General features: G+C 40.8%; 20 protein-coding genes. 6 read left to right on the top strand and 14 right to left on the bottom strand.

The window, feature by feature from the left end:
- The first annotated feature begins 94 nt into the window (after positions 1-94).
- Positions 95-400 carry a general stress protein gene (locus C6W21_RS11350; protein WP_106050458.1) on the top strand — a complete coding sequence of 102 codons (306 nt, stop codon included), beginning with the start codon at positions 95-97 and terminating at the stop codon, positions 398-400.
- A gap of 126 nt (positions 401-526) precedes the next feature.
- Entirely contained in the window at positions 527-1,336 is an 810-nt protein-coding gene (locus C6W21_RS11345) for a bifunctional hydroxymethylpyrimidine kinase/phosphomethylpyrimidine kinase (RefSeq protein WP_106038943.1), read from the top strand.
- Between the two features lie 262 nt (positions 1,337-1,598).
- On the opposite strand, the gene C6W21_RS11340 is transcribed toward C6W21_RS11345, so the two are convergent.
- The 3 genes from C6W21_RS11340 to C6W21_RS19030 all read right to left on the bottom strand — a co-directional run bounded on the left by C6W21_RS11340 (position 1,599) and on the right by C6W21_RS19030 (position 3,819).
- A complete protein-coding gene (locus C6W21_RS11340) occupies positions 1,599-1,778 on the bottom strand; it encodes a hypothetical protein (protein ID WP_106050457.1) in 180 nt (59 codons plus the stop codon).
- Between the two features lie 80 nt (positions 1,779-1,858).
- On the bottom strand, positions 1,859-2,113 hold the full coding sequence (locus C6W21_RS11335) for a hypothetical protein (protein WP_106050456.1): 255 nt from the start codon (positions 2,111-2,113) through the stop codon (positions 1,859-1,861).
- Positions 2,114-2,715: 602 nt separating this feature from the next.
- Complete coding sequence (locus C6W21_RS19030; protein ID WP_189318182.1) at positions 2,716-3,819, bottom strand: Rap family tetratricopeptide repeat protein; 1,104 nt, start codon at positions 3,817-3,819, stop codon at positions 2,716-2,718.
- 235 nt (positions 3,820-4,054) lie between these two features.
- Here C6W21_RS19030 and C6W21_RS11325 point away from each other — a divergent pair, with 235 nt between their 5' ends.
- A complete protein-coding gene (locus C6W21_RS11325) occupies positions 4,055-4,321 on the top strand; it encodes a YesK family protein (RefSeq protein WP_106050455.1) in 267 nt (88 codons plus the stop codon).
- A 324-nt stretch (positions 4,322-4,645) separates the two neighbouring features.
- Here C6W21_RS11325 and C6W21_RS11315 read toward each other — a convergent pair whose 3' ends face one another.
- From C6W21_RS11315 to C6W21_RS11290, 5 genes are all read right to left on the bottom strand, one after another.
- Positions 4,646-5,758, bottom strand: coding sequence for a hypothetical protein (locus C6W21_RS11315; protein WP_106050454.1), 1,113 nt, complete (start codon positions 5,756-5,758; stop codon positions 4,646-4,648).
- A 907-nt stretch (positions 5,759-6,665) separates the two neighbouring features.
- Positions 6,666-8,123 (bottom strand): sucrose-6-phosphate hydrolase, encoded by a 1,458-nt coding sequence (locus C6W21_RS11305; protein ID WP_106050453.1) that lies wholly within the window; start codon positions 8,121-8,123, stop codon positions 6,666-6,668.
- 19 nt (positions 8,124-8,142) lie between these two features.
- A complete protein-coding gene (locus tag C6W21_RS11300; RefSeq protein WP_106050452.1) occupies positions 8,143-9,531 on the bottom strand; it encodes a sucrose-specific PTS transporter subunit IIBC in 1,389 nt (462 codons plus the stop codon).
- A gap of 254 nt (positions 9,532-9,785) precedes the next feature.
- Positions 9,786-10,619 carry a PRD domain-containing protein gene (locus tag C6W21_RS11295; RefSeq protein ID WP_106050451.1) on the bottom strand — a complete coding sequence of 278 codons (834 nt, stop codon included), beginning with the start codon at positions 10,617-10,619 and terminating at the stop codon, positions 9,786-9,788.
- A gap of 52 nt (positions 10,620-10,671) precedes the next feature.
- A complete protein-coding gene (locus C6W21_RS11290) occupies positions 10,672-10,950 on the bottom strand; it encodes a hypothetical protein (protein WP_106050450.1) in 279 nt (92 codons plus the stop codon).
- A gap of 500 nt (positions 10,951-11,450) precedes the next feature.
- Between C6W21_RS11290 and C6W21_RS11285 the strand changes: the two genes are divergently transcribed.
- Together C6W21_RS11285 and C6W21_RS11280 are read left to right on the top strand one after the other, a co-directional pair.
- Complete coding sequence (locus tag C6W21_RS11285; RefSeq protein ID WP_106050449.1) at positions 11,451-13,877, top strand: S8 family peptidase; 2,427 nt, start codon at positions 11,451-11,453, stop codon at positions 13,875-13,877.
- 81 nt (positions 13,878-13,958) lie between these two features.
- Positions 13,959-14,186, top strand: a complete 228-nt coding sequence (locus C6W21_RS11280) for a hypothetical protein (RefSeq protein WP_106050448.1) — start codon at positions 13,959-13,961, stop codon at positions 14,184-14,186.
- A 22-nt stretch (positions 14,187-14,208) separates the two neighbouring features.
- Here C6W21_RS11280 and C6W21_RS11275 read toward each other — a convergent pair whose 3' ends face one another.
- The 3 genes from C6W21_RS11275 to C6W21_RS11265 form a co-directional block, all read right to left on the bottom strand.
- Positions 14,209-15,207, bottom strand: coding sequence for an LLM class flavin-dependent oxidoreductase (locus tag C6W21_RS11275; RefSeq protein WP_106050447.1), 999 nt, complete (start codon positions 15,205-15,207; stop codon positions 14,209-14,211).
- A 55-nt stretch (positions 15,208-15,262) separates the two neighbouring features.
- A complete protein-coding gene (gene nfsA, locus C6W21_RS11270; RefSeq protein WP_106050446.1) occupies positions 15,263-16,012 on the bottom strand; it encodes an oxygen-insensitive NADPH nitroreductase in 750 nt (249 codons plus the stop codon).
- A gap of 110 nt (positions 16,013-16,122) precedes the next feature.
- Positions 16,123-17,334, bottom strand: a complete 1,212-nt coding sequence (locus C6W21_RS11265) for an FtsW/RodA/SpoVE family cell cycle protein (RefSeq protein WP_106050445.1) — start codon at positions 17,332-17,334, stop codon at positions 16,123-16,125.
- A gap of 476 nt (positions 17,335-17,810) precedes the next feature.
- Between C6W21_RS11265 and C6W21_RS11260 the strand changes: the two genes are divergently transcribed.
- On the top strand, positions 17,811-18,077 hold the full coding sequence (locus C6W21_RS11260; protein ID WP_106050444.1) for a spore morphogenesis/germination protein YwcE: 267 nt from the start codon (positions 17,811-17,813) through the stop codon (positions 18,075-18,077).
- Between the two features lie 84 nt (positions 18,078-18,161).
- Here C6W21_RS11260 and qoxD read toward each other — a convergent pair whose 3' ends face one another.
- From qoxD to qoxB, 3 genes are read right to left on the bottom strand one after another with little or no spacing between them, the layout of a single operon-like run.
- Positions 18,162-18,542 carry a cytochrome aa3 quinol oxidase subunit IV gene (gene qoxD, locus C6W21_RS11255; RefSeq protein WP_007497818.1) on the bottom strand — a complete coding sequence of 127 codons (381 nt, stop codon included), beginning with the start codon at positions 18,540-18,542 and terminating at the stop codon, positions 18,162-18,164.
- 1 nt (position 18,543) lies between these two features.
- Complete coding sequence (gene qoxC, locus C6W21_RS11250; RefSeq protein WP_034321973.1) at positions 18,544-19,161, bottom strand: cytochrome aa3 quinol oxidase subunit III; 618 nt, start codon at positions 19,159-19,161, stop codon at positions 18,544-18,546.
- Entirely contained in the window at positions 19,161-21,119 is a 1,959-nt protein-coding gene (gene qoxB / locus C6W21_RS11245) for a cytochrome aa3 quinol oxidase subunit I (RefSeq protein ID WP_007497822.1), read from the bottom strand. Before qoxB ends, qoxC begins: the two co-directional genes overlap by 1 nt.
- Between the last annotated feature and the right edge of the window lie 18 nt (positions 21,120-21,137).

The following is a 21,137-nucleotide window of genomic DNA, read 5'->3' as shown; positions in this document are numbered from 1 at the left end:
CCATTAAAACATAAAATGACTTTCTTCTCATGATATAAAAGGCGGTTTGATGTGACGGGAAAATGGGAATTTTTGATGAAAAGGAGTGATCACTATGGAATACTTCACAGTAGAAAATAGCAAAGAAGCCAACCACACCATCGAACAAATACATTCAGCAAAGGATGATATTTTTGTTTTTGCGTACGATCCAGAACGCTCTGATACCGTAACGGAGCATGCGAACGCCAAAAGCATGACAGCGGTCGATCAAGGGATTTTAGATCAAATCGCCAATGTCATCCGCACCCGGGATGACGAGCTCATGGCCAAAATGATGTCGGTTGGCGCGGATCAAGAATTAGCCTTAACACTTTTAGATGAACTGAAAAAAGGGAAATTGGTGATTTGTAAAAGATAAGGGGTAAGGCGTTCCTCCTAGGGTGGAACGCTTTTTTATGCCGTTTCATTGTGATAAATGGAAAAGCTGATTATAATAAGTGATAGAACAGTAACTGTTACACATCACATTGGAGGTTCAGCAACTATGTCTATGAATAAAGCACTCACCATCGCAGGCTCGGATTCAAGCGGCGGTGCAGGTATCCAAGCAGATTTAAAAACGTTTCAAGAAAAAAACGTCTACGGGATGACAGCTTTAACCGTTGTCGTTGCAATGGACCCTCATAACCATTGGGATCATCAGGTGTTTCCAATTGATACGGCGACGATTCGGGCGCAGCTCTCTACCATTGTAGAAGGCATTGGTGTAGATGCACTGAAAACGGGTATGCTCCCAACGGTCGACGTGATCGAACTTGCAGCTGACACCATCAAAACATACGACCTAAAAAATGTCGTCATTGATCCTGTTATGGTTTGTAAGGGTGCGAACGAAGTCCTTTACCCAGAGCACGCTGAAGCACTGCGCGAAAAGCTCACGCCACTGGCAACCGTCATCACGCCTAACCTTTTCGAAGCAGGTCAATTAAGCGGGATCGGTGAGATCAAAACGATCGAACAAATGGAAGAAGCAGCAAAACGCATTCACGAACTTGGTGCCAAGTATGTGGTCATCACGGGAGGCGGTAAGCTAAGCCAAGATAAAGCGATCGATTTGCTTTATGATGGACAAACCTTCGAACGCCTTGAAACAGATAAGATCGACACAGAATACACACACGGCGCAGGCTGCACATTCTCAGCAGCAGTCACAGCTGAACTAGCAAACGGCTCAGACGTGAAAGAAGCCATTTATGCAGCAAAAGAATTCATCACAGCTGCCATCAAAGGCTCTTTCCAGCTAAACGAATACATCGGACCAACAAAACATTCTGCTCATCGTTTTGACAAATAAAACAGAAAAAACCGATTCGCCTTGTTAATGGGTGAATCGGTTTTTGTTTGTACTTACAAGCTCTTGTATACCTTCTCTATTCTTTCAAATTCATCACGTAAATCACTATCATCAGATCTTCCCGTAATCACTTTTAAAAACTCGATAAATTGACGACCTGATTCAATGAGTTGATATACAAACTCTTTAAAGTCGGCCACCAATATCTGATTTTCAAGTGATAACATAATCTCTCGATCGGATTTTCTCTCCAACTGTATTTCTAGGGGTAAACTTGGATAATAAATCTTTCCGTACCCTTCGTAATTGTTCCTTCAAGGTTTGTAAACCCCTGTTCCATAAAATCTTCTTTCGCAGCAACGAATGTTTTGATCTTTTCAATATCATCAATGGGTACAAACCTCTTCTTGTTCTCCACATAAATATACGTTTCTATCTTCAATTGACGTCACCTTTCATTTTCATTTCATGAAAAAAAGCATACCCTCGTCTAGGTACACTCTTTTATCCATACAGAAATACCTACTTTTGCTGATCAGATTCTATCGCCATTTTTCGAATAAAGGCTTCAATGGATTCAACAAATAAGGCATATTCTTTCATTTGTTTATACGTATCTGACAGCTTCTCTTTTAATTCTTCCTGCTCTAGAGAAGGTTCACCGAGAATAGATTGGACTTGAATGAGCAATTCTTTATATTCTTCACGTTTATCTTCAACATGATCTGCCATTGTCTCCAAGCGTTTTCTAGTCGTCGGCTGCTGTTTTGAATTCAAATAAACAACCCCTTTTTGTCCTACCGCATTTGGATAAACGTCAGCCTCAGCTGTATATATTTTAAAATGATACCATAATTCCACTTGTTATCATATATGTAAAACGTCATCAAACCGCTTCAAGCCACCCTTGTATATACACGTTATAGGCTCTAAGATACGGGCGTATTTCACTATTAAAACCAGAGCAGTATCGGAATGGGCTAACCCCAGCTAAACATGTCTAATGTTTGGGCTGACCTGTTCAGTTGTATAGTTAAATTCTTTGTCGTTTTCATTGGAGTTGAATCGGCTTATAGAACAATTCATAAAATGAAGCATCGAACTGAATAAAGACGAACAAAAAAGCCCTGCGGACAGGGCTTTTTCTTTGTTCTTTTTTCAATCAATCATTAATGGAGTTGCTTTTTATCCCAGTACGCCTTTTTGCTAACACTAGAAAACCCAATAGAAAAAGTAAACTTGTGGAGAGTCTACTTCTCCTAATGCTTATCCAAAGTATCCGTTTTCTGCGGTTTGAAAATCATTTGAGGAATTTATATGTACAGTAGTTGTGATCCCCATTAATAAGGTAAAGCTCAAGATTATTACTTTCAGTTGCTTCATTCAATTTCCTCCATCCATGACAATTTTTTGGCTTGTGATTCCCAACCATCATCAAAGTATTTAGATGCCAGTTTGTGATTCTCCTGCTTTTTATAAAATCTTGCTGCCATGATTGACAATTCTGTGGCATCAGACCAAAGATTATGAGTTTTCAGTACATTTAAAGCTACATCTAGTTGAGCTTCATCACCTGTTATATAAATTGAATGTATGATGTTTAACTTAGCAATATACGCATTGTCAGCTAATTCATTCGCTAACGTGAGTGAGTCATTGTATGACTCCAGCCCTTCAGCTGATTTATCTAGCTGGAAGAGTACACGCGCTAACATGTACTTTGTTCTCATATGCAGTGTTTTGTGTGGCTTTTTTAGTTCAATAGACAAGACATTCTGGAAAGAGTCTAAAGCTTGCTGAAGCTTCCCTTGGCGCTCATAACATACCCCAAGGTTGAAATAACCTAGCGCTTGTGGCAAATCAAGGTTAGAAGTTGCTGCTAAATTGATAGCATCCTTAAAGATTGATTCAGCTTGTTCAAATTGGGTTAAATCCATCTTATTTGAAGCGATCACCATTAGAGTAGTAGCAACCCGACTCTCTTGTAAATCTGCTGATTTATAACTTTCTAAGGCTTTTTTGGCATGATTAATGGAGAAGTGATTTTGTGCTATTTCATAATATGCAATTGACAGCTGATAGTTAAATTCAGCACGTTCTAACTCATCAGGGACGTTTCTAAGACGGGTCTCAGCAATATGATAATAGTTGATTGCATCCGAAAATCGCTTTTTATAGAACTCATACATGCCATTAAAGAAGAAATAATAATACTGAATCATATCATCTGTTTTCTGCTTCTCTTTTATGTCTATTTGCTTTAATAAAGCTTTTGATCCATCAAACTCCTGAACCATCATTTTGTATCTAGCATCAATCAAGCTAAAGTAAATTAAGACATTTTGGTCTTCTTCCATATTTTCGCAGGCCGTTATAATCTCTTTTCTCTTATTTTCAGCCTTTAGTATGTTCTGTTTCTTTATCAATTCGTACCAATCACCGATCATCTTAGCAACAAGTGGGCTTGCTACTTTTTCTGCCAAACAAACCTCCCCCTATCATTTTTCTTTTATTTTCATTATTACAGATCAAATCGGAAATTTAAAGAAATTATGTAAAAATAAGTAATGATAATTAGCGTGATAAAGAAATCTAAGACATGACATAAGCCTCTTCTCGGCACGGTGGTAAACAACGTAAATCAGTGGTACGATATTGAAAAGAACCCTAATTATTCATTAAGGTTCTTTTATCATTTCTTTCAAGGGGGCGAGACAAATGCCTTTGTGGCTACTGACAACTATTCTTACAATTATTATATTAGGCATTTCTTTAATCTTCAAAAAAAAGAAGTCATCTTTCCAGTATGGATTTCCAGCAGTTTTAATGATGGTAAGTATCATCTTATTGCTCATAAGCTTTTTTGTGGGAGGATGGGAAGGTTTAGGGGTAGGAGCGATCAGCGTTTCTTTGTTCATTTCATCAGTTATCGCTTTAATTATTACAAGCATTTTGAGTTATTTTAGTGGTATGAAACAAAAATAAAGCTTATGTTTGTGGACATAAGCTTGTTGATTATGCTTTTTTATAGCGATTATACATATACCGTATGATTTTTGTGATGACAGAGGTACACATGCATAGAAAGGTCATAGCCACTACCCAATACATATTCGACATGTCGAACCCAGTGTAGGCAAATATGAAGATGGTTGATGTTATAAATGTGATAATTAGAACCACATAAACCTTCTTAAAGAGTAAATAGCCAATAATCCCCCAAGCCAAATACAATAATGGCAATGTGAATAAAACAAGAGCCATGGGTTGAAGATAATGTAAGTTAATATATTCCACTCTCCTCTACAGTTATCTTATAACTTCCAAGCTTGTCATTTCCCAATCTCTATCAGATTTTAGCGATATCTCCTTAGAGTCTTTACTTTCAATATTATATTCAATAATTCTGGCGATAATTCCATTCTTATCTCTATCAGACATCTTGACCAATGCGAAAACCTTGCCGTCTAAAATCTTAACCTCTTCTAAATGTTCGTTATCTGATTTTAAATTAAGTGGAATCTTTTCAGAAGATATCTCTTTGAGGTCTCTGTCGAATGTCTTGACTTCTCCTTCATAGGAAACTATCGTGACTTTATCATTGTCTACATTGGTCATGTAGATAGTGAATCCTTTGTCCATTACGATCTCTCTTTTTGTATCGAGAGTTTTTTTATCGAGTACAACCAACATTGATTCTTTCTTACTGTCAACACCATCGTTTACGGCAAGAATTAATTCTTCATTGTTTAATGACTTCAAAGATTCATTGTTGTCAGGGAAGAAGACCGAGTCCATGTCTATCTCTTTTCGTTTTTCTTTATGATTTTTTGGGTCTATGGAAGACGCTATAACGCTATCGTTATTATTATTAATGACGGCATATATTCTCCCATCTTCAAATACTGCCGAAGTCAACGACCCTTCAAGTTCAACCTGTTTCTTATCGTTGCCATCCTCTTTCCAGTAGACTAACTCTCCTACCAAGCCATTTTCTGCATAACCAACGTTTAAGTCATGCAAGATATACCCATTAGAGTAATTAATAAAGAATGCACCCTCGTCATCTGTGGATTTTGAAAGTGATTTCGTACTCAAAGGTTCTACCTTGCCAGTCTTCTTATTTAGAGATACATGATAATTAGACCTGTTAGATGAAAAGTAGATATTATCATTGCTTTGAGTAGATGAAGTGAACCCAACGCAGTCTTTCAATGTTATACTGGACAGTCTCTTTCCTCCTTTGTCATAGTTAACCATCTCACACCCTCTATCCATCACTTGTGAATGAATTACAGCAAATTTACTGTCTTTCATATTGCTCAATTCTCTCTTAGGAGAGTCCACCACAGTCTCCTTTGAACATGCTGTACATATTAATACTATGGCGCAAGATGATACAAGTAATTTAAAGTATTTCATTCAATCATCTCCTTCAATTTAAAACAAGCAAAGCAATCGAGGGAAACCCCGACTGCTTAACCTCTTACTTTTTTTTATGATAAAAGACCTTCGTGTTGTTAGAGTTGACTAATTCCATTGGCGACACAACCGAATCAATTTTTATATTGTCAACTTCGTGTCCTTGATTCTTCCAAGCTCTCCAAGCCAATTGAGAACAATAGATTTTTTTTGTAGTTTTCTTGTCAAGCCAGTTCATATTGTATGGCTTCTTTTGGTCGGCTTGCTTTCTGCATAATTAGCTGTATTTACATATTTGGTCATATTATAATTATTCATCCAAAGCCCATAAACCTTCTTTCTAGTACCCCAATTATTATTATATCTTCTGACTCCATGCTGTTTAATAGGACTCCAACTTTTATGCCAAGCTTCTACGGTCTTAGCTTTTTTTCTTGAGACAATTGCGGAACTACCTGAATTCAAGTCATAACTAGCACGTCGCCCTTAGTGCCTAAGTTCTTGGCATTTACGCTCATCTTTTCTTTCTCTTCGTTGTACTTAGGTGCGCTTTTAAGGAAAATAGAGGTTTACTCACTGCACAATATAAAAAGAAGCAGGCTATCCCTTCCTGCTTCTTTTTCGCTCTTCATTAGCTTTAATTAAAAGTAAGGCTGATACACCTAGTATAAGTAGTGATATCTTCATACAGGTTGATTTCTACCTATTCAAACGCATGATTCATCTCTTTTTTCTTGTTTGACATTCCCTATTTTTAATCGGCATCTTCTCTATCAATCGTGCAGGTGGCTGAAGCTCCTTAGCATTGCGCTGTTTCTGGGTACTTATCAACTGGAAAATTCAATTTCACGTCATACTGATCATCCCTTGTAGGGGACGTAGACGTTTCCTCTACTTGTTGAGCAGATCATTGATCTGCTTTTCTTTGTAAATGCCATGTTTTTAGTTTAAGCTTTGTTTCATTTCTGCCACTGATCGAGATTGATTTATTTCCCGGGGAAGGAAAGTAACGAGCAGTAAATACTTCTCGGCCTCCGTTTACAAAAATTTCGATCGACGATGCATCGATAAAGATGTGAAGGTCGTGTAATTCCTCTATTGCTACTTCACGAACTTCTTTTGATCGATCTCCAAATCGATCTCGCTCTAATGTCAGTTTCCCTTCATCTTTATCATAAATAATACGGGCTGCCGCTCGAATACAGCATTCAAACCCTTTTTGTGTGTCAATTTGATCAATGAATACCTCTGTGCTCGTAATATCTTCAACAGGAATAGAATGAACAGTACGTTTAATGTGAAAATCATGCTCTTGTTCATTTGTCCGCATGGATTGAAGTTCTTCTACTGGTTTTTGAATCAGATGTCCGTCATCATCTAAACGCAGCTCTCTCGGAATCGTGAGGCAGTGTATCCATTGATAAGAAATCGTTGGATGATGCTCTTCTCCTTGATCAGGCACACCCATCCATCCGATTAAAAGGCGTCTACCTGATTCGTCTAGAAAGGTTTGCTGGGCATAGAAGTCAAAGCCTCGGTCCAGCTCCTCAAACGCTCCGTGCGTATATTGATAGGTATGGTCATCCAATGTCCCAACAAAATAGCCTGATTGATGTGTATTATGATATTTTAAACCATCTGACTTTAACCCTTGCGGTGACACAATCAATACATCCCGTCCATCTAATTCAAATAGATCTGGACATTCCCACATATAGCCGAAATCCTCTAATCCATTCTTTCCACTGCCTGCGATCATACCTTGAAACGTCCAATTGTCTAAAGTATCAGAGGTAAACAAGACCAGATTCCCTTTCAGATCTAAACTTTGTGCACCAAGAACCATGTACCACTGGCCTTTTCGCTTCCATACCTTCGGATCACGAAAATGGGCGGTGAATCCTTCTGGCAGCGTCGCCACGACCCCTTTTTTCTGAAAATGAATGCCATCCTCTGAAACAGCTAAACATTGATACGTCTCGCGGTTTCCTTGTTCATCGCGAACGTTTCCAGTGTACATCACATACATATGTCCATCGTCAATGACTGCACTGCCAGAATAACAGCCGTTTTGATCAAACCAATCACTTGGGGCAAGGGCGGCTTCCTCGTGCTGCCAATTTACTAGATCTGTCGATGTGTAATGGCCCCAAAATTTTGCGCCGTGTCCCGTTTTGAATGGCTGCCACTGATAAAAAACGTGGTAAACCCCTTTCCACTGAATCAACCCATTCGGGTCATTTAAAAGACCAACTGGCGGCATTAAATGAAAATGCTGGCGGTACACATCTTTTTTCACCAAATGCTCGTAGTTTCGAATACGTTCTGCTACCTTTTGACGAAGTACTGCGTCAGTTGTTGTCATGACTGTGACCACTCCTTGATTATTTTTCGACTTCTTTTACTTTAAAGATGATGGTGAGAGTAAATGAAACAGCAACAGCGATTAACATACCAACCACATAATTCACCACATTCTGCACACCGAATGGCGCTGCAATCGCAATCATCGGAATACCCGTTAAACCATAGGCGTTGGCTGCTACCTTCGTGAAGACAACAAATGCCCCGCCCAATGCGCCTCCGATCATCGCGGCAATAAACGGCTTACGATAGCGGAGGTTAATACCGAATATGACAGGCTCGGTAATACCTAGGAAAGCTGAGAAAGCTGCTGGAAGTGCGATTTCTTTTGTTTTCGCGCGTTTCGCTAAGAAAAAGACTGCCAAACCTGCCCCGCCTTGAGCTACGTTGGACATCGCCCAAATCGGCAGCAAATAGTTACGCCCAATATCATTCAGCAGTCCTGCTTCAATCGCATGGAAGCTATGATGAACCCCTGTGAGCACAATGAGAGAGTAGGCTCCTCCGAAAATGAGTCCTGCTAAGAAGCCTGCATGATCATAAATAAATGTCAGTGCATTCGAAATTCCTGTACCGAGCATTCTTCCAAGCGGTCCAACTGCAATAAACGTCACAAATCCAGTCACAATCACCGTCACAAACGGGGTCACAAGTAAATCAATACTGTTCGGAACCACTTTTCTTAAATTCTTTTCAACTAGGCACATGATGTATACCGTCAATAAGACTGGAATGACTGTTCCTTGGTAACCAAGAAGAGCAATATCAAAATTGAATAAATGCATATACTCTGGTTTCGCATCCGTCAGTCCCCACGGATTGAGCAGGTTCGGGTGAATCATAATCCCCCCAATAACGGCTCCTAAATACGGATTTCCACCAAACTCTTTCGCTGCACTGACCCCAATTAAAATCGGCAAAATGATAAAGGCTGCACTTGAGAACATATCAAGCATTTGGAAGATCGCGGAGCTTGGGTCAGCCCATTTGAAGGCTTTCATCATGCCTAATAGGCCCATTAATAAACCACTTGCAACAATTGCGGGAATGATTGGTACAAAAATATTTGATAATGTCTTTGCAAAGCGTGCAAGTGGATTCATTTTTTGTTTCACTGCTTCATCATGGCTGACAGGCTTTTGTTTCTCGTCGTCTGTCTCAAGACCGGTCTCACGAGCAAATGGTTCATATACTTTGTTGACTGATCCTGTTCCAAAAATAATTTGGAATTGTCCCGAGCTTGAGAAAGCCCCCTTCACCCCCTCAAGTTCCTCAATGGCATCTTTGTCAATCAGTTCCTCATCTTTTATCACCAATCTGAGTCTTGTTGCACAATGCGTGGCACTGATGACATTTTCTTTGCCGCCCAATAGTGTTGTTAATTCTTTGGCTGTTTTTTGATAATCCATGTTGTCTCCTCCTTTTTTAAAGCAAAAAAGACCTAAAATTCGCCAACGATAAAAGGACATACACGTCCCCTCGTTACGCAAATTTTAGGTCTTGCCTGCCTGACAGTCACAATCCCACGATATCAAATTTTGATTACGCTTTCATCATAGTATAAGAGTGTGACGTGCGTCAACCTCTTTTTTCGAATCAATTGACCCATATACACTAATAAGAGTAGTGTGCATAAAAAAAAGCCTGCATGCAGGCAAAACCATTAAACCAATTCGGCATCCCGCAGACGCTGGACATGCAGCGTGATGTAGCCGATCTCCGATTCAGGGAGATGAAGTCCATATTCATTTTTCAACAAATCAGCAAGTCCAAGTGCACACCGGTAAGCCGAATCATACTTTGTTTGGATAAAACTCAGCATGTCATCGTCCATGATTTGAAATGCCTCATTCGATTCCAACCTGCCTAATGCATACCTCAAATGTGTCACAAGCCGCTGATAGGAAATACTCTCTTCATCAATTGAATGCTCAAAATAGCTTTCTATATGCTCGATCATTTCTTTGATCATCGTTGTATATTTCACGGTCTTTTTCATAGACTCCGTATTCATTTTGGCCGTATGAATATGGAGTGCCACATATCCTGCCTCATCGTCCGGCAGTTCAACCCCAAGCCGCTCCTTTACATAACGAATGGCATACTTTCCAATATCATATTCCTGCTTATATAAGACTTTGATCTCACCAAGCAATTTATTATATAGCACAATGCCTTTTTGAATGCGCTCAATGGCAAAGGATAAATGGTCAGTCAGTGATATGTGGATATGATCACTAAGCGGCATCATCAGTTCACCCTCTGCATAACTGATGATATGCTCTGCCACCTCAATATGCGCTTCTGGCAATGTCGCAAGAATTTGTTTGAATTTCTCATTTTCTTCACGAACAACAAAGATTTTCTCTATTTTTTGAACGGGAATGACGTCATTTTTCCCCTTCTGAAAAGCAATTCCAGGCCCCATCACAATTTTCTCCTGATCACCTTCCTTCACAATCACCGCATTGTTGTTCAATATCTTATTTATCTTCAAGGGGTATCCTCTCCCACTAGATAACGTTTCTTATGTGGGATTTTACCCTGTTTCATCTCTCATGTAAAGGTAAGAGCGGACCAGCACGCGCCTCTCTCGTCGTCTTCTCATCAAGCATCATCAGACTTTGCTGAAACTGTTTCTCTGACCTGCGCTTCTTGTTCTTTTCTTCTGCCAGCTTCTCTAGCTCTCTCTCTTTCACTACTTGAAAGAACCTATCATCTACCGCGGCCGCCTGAAAACGTTGCTGCTTCTTCATTACACCAGGATTCACAAGCACATTCATCATGAAACCAAACCATACACTCAACCAGTTTTTGAATTTCCTCACTGAACATCCCTCCGCTTTTCTTAGAATCTAGCAGTTCTAGCAAAACAACTGCTCCTATCATATCCCGAGAAAAAAGAGAGGTTTGTCACAATCTGGGTGAAAAAACAAACTAGTTTTCAGAAGTTTTGTTGAAAAGTGCAGAAGAACATCACGTACGAGGATGTTTGAATAAAAATTTTATACACACTCTATCCAAAAGATAAGCACACCTTATCAACAGGGTTTATCCACATATCAACATCCCATTACTAGATTTTGTGTATGCGATTTTTTTATTTTCCATATATATATCTAAATAATTGAGTTATCAACAGGTATTTGTGCATAAGTGAGACTTTATAAACAAAATAGTTCTTTGTAACTATGTAAAATAAGACCATTTTAGTAAAGGAATTGTTTTCATCGTATTGAATACTTAATAACGGGCAGTGAATCTTTCCTATTTATCCACAAAAAGAAAGGCTATCTCCCTAAAAACACAGCTAGAAAGGGGAAAATTAATGAAAAAAGTAATCTCTCGTTCTTCTGTTCTATTGTTCTCTACTATTTTTATTTTATCCACATTCTTTACAGGTCAACAGGCTGCTGCCGCTCCATCAAACAAACAGGTGGAACTGGAAAAAGCAGAAATCTTCGGTGAAATCAATGTCAATTCTAGAAAACACACCACTGTCATTGTTGAATTAAAGGAAAAATCCTTAGTTGAAGCCAAGCAAGAAGGCAAAGCACAAACGAAGGCCTCCCTCAAAAAATCTCGAACAAAAATAAAAAATGCAGCACTCAAAGAAATTGATAAAGCGAGTGTTCGTCAAGAATATGAAAAAGTCTTCTCTGGTTTCTCTATGAAACTTCCTGCAAACGAAATTCCGAAGCTGCTCGCAGTGGACGGAGTAAAAGCCGTTTATCCGGATGTTACATATAAAACAGATGAAGTGAAAAAGGAAAGCATTCAGCTTCCAAATGAAGATGTCTCCCCTCTTATGGATAAAAGCGCTCCATTTATCGGTGCCCCAAAAGCTTGGGATGCCGGCTACTCTGGAAAAGGGGTAAAAGTTGCTGTCATTGATACTGGAGTAGACTATACCCACCCTGATTTAAAAGGAAACTTTGGTTTATACAAAGGCTATGATTTTGTTGATAACGATTATTCTCCGCAAGAGACTCCTAAAGGAGACCCTAGAGGCGAATCAACAGACCATGGTACACACGTCGCAGGGACAATTGCTGCCAATGGGCAAATTAAAGGTGTCGCAAAGGATGCCACACTTCTTGCGTACCGTGTACTTGGACCAGGCGGATCTGGGACAACTGAGAACGTTCTTGCAGGCATCGACCGGGCTGTTACTGACGGAGCAGATGTCATGAACCTCTCCCTTGGAAACAGTGTCAATAACCCTGATTATGCCACAAGCATCGCACTTGATTGGGCCATGTCAGAAGGTGTTGTCGCTGTCACATCGAATGGAAACAGCGGTCCTAACAGCTGGACAGTCGGTTCTCCAGGCACGTCAAGAGATGCCATTTCAGTCGGAGCAACTCAGCTTCCGTACAGTCTTTACAATGTGAAATTCCCGAACTATTCTACTGCAAAAGTGATGGGATACTACCAAGAGAGTGATTTAAAAGCACTTGACCAAAAACAAGTCACACTCGTCCATGCAGGTATCGGTGACGAAAAAGCATTTGAAGACATCGACGTTAAAGGAAAGGTTGCCGTGATCGAACGAGGAGCCATTGCCTTTGTTGATAAAGTCGACAATGCAAAAGCTGCTGGTGCAATCGGCGTTGTGATGTATAACAACACCGATGGAGAAATCCCAGTCGATGTACCGGGTCTTGCTCTTCCTACGATTAAGCTTTCAAAAGCTGAAGGAACGGCGCTTGTCAAAGCCATTGAGGCTGGAAACAATACAACGACTTTCTCCATTCAGTTTGTCAAAGAACTTAGTGAGCAAGTCGCTGACTTCTCATCTCGCGGACCAGTTGTGGATACGTGGATGATTAAGCCTGATTTATCAGCGCCAGGCGTCAGCATTGTGAGTACAATCCCAACGCATGATCCTTCTCAGCCTTACGGATATGGCTCAAAACAAGGAACAAGCATGGCTTCACCGCATGTGGCAGGGGTGGCAGCGATCATTAAGCAAGCAAAACCATCCTACACAACTGAGCAAATCAAAGCATTGCTGATGAATACAGCAGAAAAACTATTTGACGCAAACGGCAGCCCATTCCCTCATAACACACAAGGGACAGGCAGTGTTCGAATCATCGAAACTCTCCAAGCGTCATCTATCGTTTCTGATGCCAGCTATTCTTACGGCACTTTCTTGAAAGAAAAAGGCGTTCAAATCAAAACGAAGAAATTCAAGGTAGAAAACCTTTCAAAAGCACCGAAAACGTATACCATTGATTACAAATTCGATGGCAGCGGCATCAGCACAAACGGAACGAAAAAAATTACTGTCAAAGGGAATTCCACTGGATCCTTTACTTCCGCGGTACAAGTGAAATACGGTAAAACCAAAAAAGGAACGTACCAAGGCAGCATTACCCTTCGCGAAAATGGCAGAAAGGTCACAGAGATTCCTACTTTATTGATTGTAAAAGAGCCTGATTATCCGCGCGTCACTTCGGTTTCCGTAGAGCCGGATAACCGTGCTGGAAGCTATGTCATTAGCAGCTATCTGCCTGGCGGTGCTGAGAACCTTGCATTCCTCGTCTACTCGACAGATGGAGAGTATTTAGGTGAAGCAGGTGTTTATCAACATGTTGATAAAGGGGAGCACCGCGTGAAGTGGAATGGCACAATCAATCAAGGCCAAAAGCTGGAGCCTGGTGAGTATACAATGCTGGCATATGCAAGTTTGAAAGGGAAATCAGACACTGTTCAAACGAAAGAACCTTTCGAAATTCACCCTGAATAAACGTGAATCACAAGAAAAGCCTTGCATGAGCGGATATGCTCATCAAGGCTTTTCGATCATATATGGAGGAAAGAGAGACTGATGTTGATATTGCTATGGATCGTTTCTTTTTTGACTGCTTTTTTTCTAACGATCACCTTAGTGTATTTTCTCACCCTTTTACACGCGAAACATCCTCGTCCTTTTCATCAAGCATGCGAGCTGACGGTCTATGTGTCCTTCATTTACCCGCTTAGTTTGCTGGTGACAGCCGGGTTTATTTTCATCATGATGCTCCTTTTCCCTCTCTACTGGCTGCGTGGACGGTAAACAGACATACATACGTTATGCATCAATCAAAGGCTTCTTTTAATAAACGATACGATGTGAGCCGGTCTTGCAAGTGGTGAGTGATTGTCACAGCGATCACTTCATTTGTACGATATGCTTTCGCTAGTGCCGTCAGCCTCTTTTTCACAGAAGATGGCGTTCCAACCACCATCCTTTGACGATTGGCAGCCACTCGTTTTTGTTCATATGGACTGTAGGAATAAGCCTGTGCCTCTTCATATGAAGGAAAGCCCCCGAGGTTTTGTCCCTGTTCATTGGCGAGTAAAGATAAATCTAAGCTGACTGCCAGTTTTTCTGCCTGTTCCTCTGTTTCAGCACATAAAACGAAGACCGCAAGACTGACGCGCGGCTCATCACCGAATGCTGAAGGTTCGAACCGGTTGATATATTGCTCCACAGAATCTTCTCCGCCTTCGCCATTGATAAATAGAGCAAACGTATAGCCTGCACCTGCTTTCGCCGCAAGTCTTGCACTCCCTCCAGAGGAACCAAGCATCCATACCTCTGGTGCAGTCTCTACCTTCGGAGAAGCGGTTAAATGGGGCAGCGGGTAAAATTCATCCGCTAGGTCGTGTAAATAGACCTTCAGCTCTTCCACCTGCTCAGGATATTGATCACCTAGACGTTTTCGTTCACCATGATGAAGGGCAATGGAGGAAATAGGCATACCACCAGGAGCACGTCCAATTCCAAGATCGATTCTGCCAGGAGCGAGTGCTTCAAGAACCCTGAAGTTCTCTGCTACTTTATAGGCGCTATAGTGAGGCAGCATCACACCACCTGAGCCAATACGTATGTTGGACGTAACGGCTGATAAATGACCGAGAAGCACCTCTGGACTTGATCCTGCAAGCCGGTTTGAAAAGTGATGCTCTGATACCCAAAAACGGTGATAGCCCCACTTCTCTGCCTGCTTTGCCAATTCAACCGTTTGCTTCAAGGCTTCAGCAGGTGTTGCATCTCCAATCAAAGGAGATTGATCCAGTATACTTAATTTCATCCCCTGCACCTCTTACAGACATCCCCCTCTCTCAATCGAAAGGGGGATGTCTTATTTATTTTCGATTAAAGCCCTTCTCTTTAACAAATTCCCCAAGGAAGGCACGCTTGGGCTGGCTAAAGCCTCGCAGCATCTGCTCAGACCAAGTATCTTTTCTCTCTCCGTTTGTTCGTTCTTCATAATATGATGAAATACGATCATCGTATTCTTTTAAATAACGATCCACATGCGCTGCATCTTGCTGATATGAATTTTCATGATAAATGAGTTCAACTGGCATCCGTTCTTTTTGTGACGAATGATTGGCTGGATGTCCGACAACCAGACCAAATAACGGCAGCACATATGATGGCGTTTCAAGCAATTCAGAGACTTCTCTCAGTTGATTGCGCAGACCGCCAATATAGCAGATCCCAAGTCCCATTGATTCTGCGGCTACACTCATATTTTGCGCAGCCAATGCCGCATCAATGACGCTAATGAGAAAGGCTTCCGTATTCTCCAGCGCCTCCTGATGATTCTTCCCTGCTTTTTTTGCAATATGATCATGGCGTTTCAAGTCTGCACAGAAGACAAAGAAATGCCCATTCTTCTCAACGTAAGGCTGATTCCCAGCCAGTTCAGCAAGCTTGGCCTTCTTCTTCTGATCTGTCACCCCAATAATACTATACGCCTGTACATAGCTTGATGTCGAAGCAGCCTGTGCACTTTTGATCAGTGTCAGCACCTCTTCTTCTGTCAAACGCTCGTCTGTAAACGAACGGATGGACCGATGTTTTAATATCGTTTCTATCGTTTTGTTCAATTCGAAGACCTCCTTCACTTGTACTATCATAAGACAAAGACGTATGGCTTTTCAAAAGTTAAAACTCGAATGAAAAAAGACAGTCTATGCTTAGACTGCCCTTACCCGTTTTATTTAAATAAATAACTTTGATATTTCGTTAATTGAACACTTGCGTTATAAGCAATCCCGAATCCAATGAGAACTGACAAGACAGAGCTTCCTCCAAAGCTGATAAATAAGAGCGGAATCCCTGTTACAGGCATCACGCCTATATTCATCCCAATGTTCTGGAACGTATGGATCACAATGAGTGCTGTATATCCTACGCAGAAGAATGACGCAAATCGGCTATAAGGATGGATACGGTCAATCAGTACGACAAGCCGGTAGATCAGGAAGAAAAACATGATCACAACAAACGCACAGCCGATAAAGCCAAAGGCTTCTCCTATAATGGAGAAAATCATATCTGTTTGTGCTTCTGGGACATAGACTTTTAAGTTCTTAACCCCATTCCCAAAAATCTGTCCAGCACCAATAGCCATGATGGCCTGGTCTACTTGATATTTATCAGATCCAGACGCATCCTGAGTCTGCGCTTGGTTGGCTGACGTTGAACTATCAGGTAGCCAAGCGGTAATCCGGTTAATCTGATACTGCTGAATACCAATTGTTTTCGCAACATCAGGGAAGAGAATGATCACGGCTAACACAGCGGCAACTAAAAGCACAATAACGGAACCGATGAGAGAGATCAATTTCCAATTGACCCCTGATAAAAACACCATCACAACCACAATAAACATACAGACAGCTGCCGTACCTGCATCCTGTAAGAAAATAAGTCCAACTGGAACAGCTGCCACCCCGGCAATTTTTAATAGAAGGAAGATATCATCTTCTAATGTACGTTTTCCTCTAGGGCTTGACTTGCCAATAACAGATGCGAGCATCATAATCAAACCAATTTTCATGAACTCTGAGGGCTGAAGTGTTCCGATCCCCGGTATCACAAACCAGCTTTTTGCACCATTTTTAATTGGAGCAAAATCATGACCTCCAATTTGTGCAGGAGCGATTTTCAGAAAAATTAACAGCAGAATGCCGCCTATAAAAATATAGAGGCTTAGCTTTTCTAATTGCTCCAAATCAAAATAATTTATGGCTACAATACATATAACTCCGACCATGTAGTAAATAATCTGTCTGGTCCATGCATTAGATCCATACTGCCCAAACTGACCCGCAGCATAAATCGCAATGACACTGATGGCAAAGAAGGCTAAAAATATAAAAATTAAATCCCCTTGATAGTACGGAGATGTATTCTGCTTGTTCATGAACTAACCACCCTTATTACAAAACATAAAAGCCCTTATTTATATTAGATTGAAATTTTCACAAAAGCAACTCACCTTAAATATGACGGAAGATATATCCGAAAGGTTCCAATCATTTTTCAAAAAATGAAATACTTTTCATCCTAAAAATAGGAAAAAATCCCTCTATACTCTTTCCATTCAACCGATCATGAGTCCTTTAAAAAGATTATTTTACAGATATTAAAGGAAAAATTCAATGACCTATGTGGTGATATGACAAGCAATTATCAAGCCAGTATAAGTTGTACGGAGAGAAAAGGAAACAGCCACTTTCTACGGAATAAGGCCTATTTTCCAATTATTGAGTTTACTTCAAAGTCAATTGTGGTATAATACTTGTAACAAAATGTTCACAATATCTCCTAAAAACAGACACAATTGCATCCTGACCTCTCATTTGATTTGAACATCAACTTACAAAGGAGTTGGATACGATGGATATGTTCTTTGCGTACCTATGTATTGCAACGGCTACACCCCTGTTTTTATGGCTTGAAAACAGAAAAATTGCACTAGCTTCTATTCCACCCATTATGATTATGTGGATTTTCTTCGGTCTTTACATGACAAGCAGTTTATCTCCAACAGGACATACCTTCATGATCGCATTCTTTGCCATTAACGTCATTTTGGCACACATTGCAGCGTTCCTCATTTATGGACTTCCATTCATTCGCAAAAGATTCAGCAGCACCAGATAAATAACGCACCACTTATTGGAATTGGAGGCATAATCAACATTATGATAAAAACCACTCACCTTTGAGAGATGAGTGGTTTTTTTATTATTTCTCTGAATGCTCAGACTGCTTTGGCGCAGAAGGTGAATAACCGTCTTTGCTGTTCTCTCCGTGGCTGTAGTGAGCCGCAAAGATCCAAACAGATCCGATAACGAAGATAATTGCACAAAACAGACCAAACAATGTATTTCCGACTTGAACAGTTCCGTTCTCGCTTTCTGTCATGTGCATAAACATGAATAGCTGCAAGAATGCTTGAATGAAGGCAAAACCAAAGATAATCCATAGTTTTGCAGAACTGCCAATTTCAGCTCCAATGGCAATCCAGAATGCTAAGATTGTTAGCACAATGGATAGGATGAAGCCAACTACGTGTTTCCAAGGGAAGTGTTCGTGCTCTGCTGAGGAATGTGTTTTTCCAGCCATATCACAAAAGCCCCCCTAATCCGATCAAGTAAACAGCTGTGAAAATGAAAATCCATACAACATCAAGGAAATGCCAGTATAGACTTGAGATAAAAATCTTCGATGCTGTTTGTGGAGTTAATCCACGTTTTTTAATTTGGAACAAGACCCCGGTGATCCAGAAGATACCGATCGATACGTGTAATCCGTGAGTTCCTAAGAGTACAAAGAATGCAGACCAATACGCACTTGTATGAATGCTCGCACCCTCATGTACATAATGGAAGAACTCGTAAATCTCAAACCCAACGAAGCCTGCACCTAGAAGCAGTGTCAGAATCGTCCAAATGACAACCCCTTTTGTACTTCCACGGCGCATTTCATGAACGGCAATCCCGCATGTAAATGAACTAACCAATAGCAGGAATGTCATGATCAATACTAGCTTCATATCAAACAGCTCAGCTGGTAAAACGCCGCCAGCTGTTCTGCCATGAAGAACAAAGTAGGTCGCAAAAAGTGTTGAGAATAACACGATTTCCGCGCCAAGGAATATCCAGAAACCAAGGATGTTTAAACGTCCCGTTTCAGACTGATATTCAAGCGGTGCATTTGCATAGCTGCTATCATTATGTCCCATTACTTCTGCGCCTCCTTATTCTTTTTCTCTGTTTCAATCACTTCTTCAACAGGAATATAGTAGCCATCGTCATATTCAAATGAGCGTAAAATCATTGTTGCGAATACACCGATTAAGCCAATAACGCCAATCCAGTACCATTCAAATACAAGACCGAATGCACCAAGTCCGAAGAATGCAGACATGATAAGTGGTCTGCCTGAATTGTGCGGCATGTGAATTTTCTTGAATTCTTTTTCAGGATGAACGTCTACATTGTTTTGCTTCCAATGATGGAATGCATCTGGTGTTGTCACTTCTGGAAGTGCTGCAAAGTTATAATGCGGCGGAATTGCAGAAGATGTCGCCCAGTCAAGAGTACGTCCTTCTCCCCAGCTGTCTCCAGACACTTCACGTTTCGCGTGTCTCCAGCTGTAGTAAATGTTGTAGCAAAGGATGATGAATCCGATACCCATCATAAACGCACCAATTGTTGAAATAAAGTTTAGTGCAGTCCAGCCATCTTCTGGTCCATACGTATAAATACGTCTTGGCATTCCTTGCAGTCCTAAGAAGTACTGCGGGAAGAAACAGATGTTAAATCCGATCATGAATACCCAGAAGAACCATTTGCCGATTCTTTCGTTTAACTTGTAACCAAACATTTTTGGATACCAGAAAACAAGACCAGCAAAACAAGCAAAGACAGTACCTGCGATTAATACATAGTGGAAGTGGGATACAAGGAAGTACGTGTTATGGTACTGATAATCCGCAGCTGCCATCGCAAGCATAACCCCAGTGACACCACCGATAACGAAGTTCGGGATGAAACCAAGTGCCCAAAGCATTGGTGAAGTAAAGCTGATACGGCCTCGATACATCGTAAAGAGCCAGTTAAAGATTTTCACACCTGTTGGTACAGAAATCGCCATTGTTGTAATCGAGAAGAATGAGTTAACCGCTGCACTGTTCCCCATTGTAAAGAAGTGGTGAACCCACACAAGGAAACTAAGAACAGAGATTGCCACAATCGATACAACCATCGCTTTGTAACCAAACAACTGTTTTCTTGAGAACGTCGCAAAGATTTCTGAGAAAATACCGAAAGCCGGCAGGATGACGATATATACCTCAGGATGTCCCCAAATCCAGAAAAGGTTCGCCCAAAGCATTGGCATACCGCCTGCTTCGAGTGTAAAGAATGCAGAACCGAATAAACGATCAAATGTCATAAGTGCTAAAGCAACTGTTAATACAGGGAATGCGAATACGATGATGACAGACGTGATCAATGTTGTCCATGTAAACATTGGCATACGCATAAGCGTCATACCTTTTGTACGCATTTTTAAGATGGTCACCATGAAGTTAATACCTGTCATAAGTGTACCAATACCTGCAATTTGGAGCCCGAGCAAGTAATAGTTCTGTCCAGGTCCTGGTGAGAAATCATTTCCGGCGAGCGGCATGTAACTCGTCCAGCCTGCACTTGGTGATCCTCCAATGACGAAGGAAATGTTGAACAGCATCGCTCCGACCATGAATGTCCAGAAGCTAAGGTTGTTCAAATAAGGAAATGCAACGTCACGTGCACCAATTTGAAGAGGAACGACGACGTTGATTAAACCAATTAAAAATGGCATCGCCATGAATAGAATCATGATCGTACCATGCGTTGTGAAAATTTCATTATAGTGGTTGGAATCTAAAAACGTATTATTAGGAAGCGCCAGCTGCGCGCGCATCATCAGTCCGTCTACCCCACCGCGGAAGAACATAATCACAGCAGCAAGGATATACATGATCCCAAGCTTTTTATGATCAACTGATGTTAGCCATTCTTTCCAGAGCCATTTCCACTTTTTAAAGTAGGTTAAAACAAACACGATAGCAATGGAAGTAAGAGCGATAGAAATTTGCGCACCAAGAATTAATGGGTCTCCAGTTACAAAAAACTCATCCCATTTCAAATGCATAACGGCCTCCTCCTTTCC

Origin of the sequence: Bacillus sp. NMCN1, from assembly GCF_002998085.1 — a bacterium.
Taxonomy (GTDB): Bacteria; Bacillota; Bacilli; order Bacillales; family Bacillaceae; genus Bacillus.
Note: the sequence above shows the minus strand (reverse complement) of the source record. Positions and strands in the feature narration are given on the sequence as shown.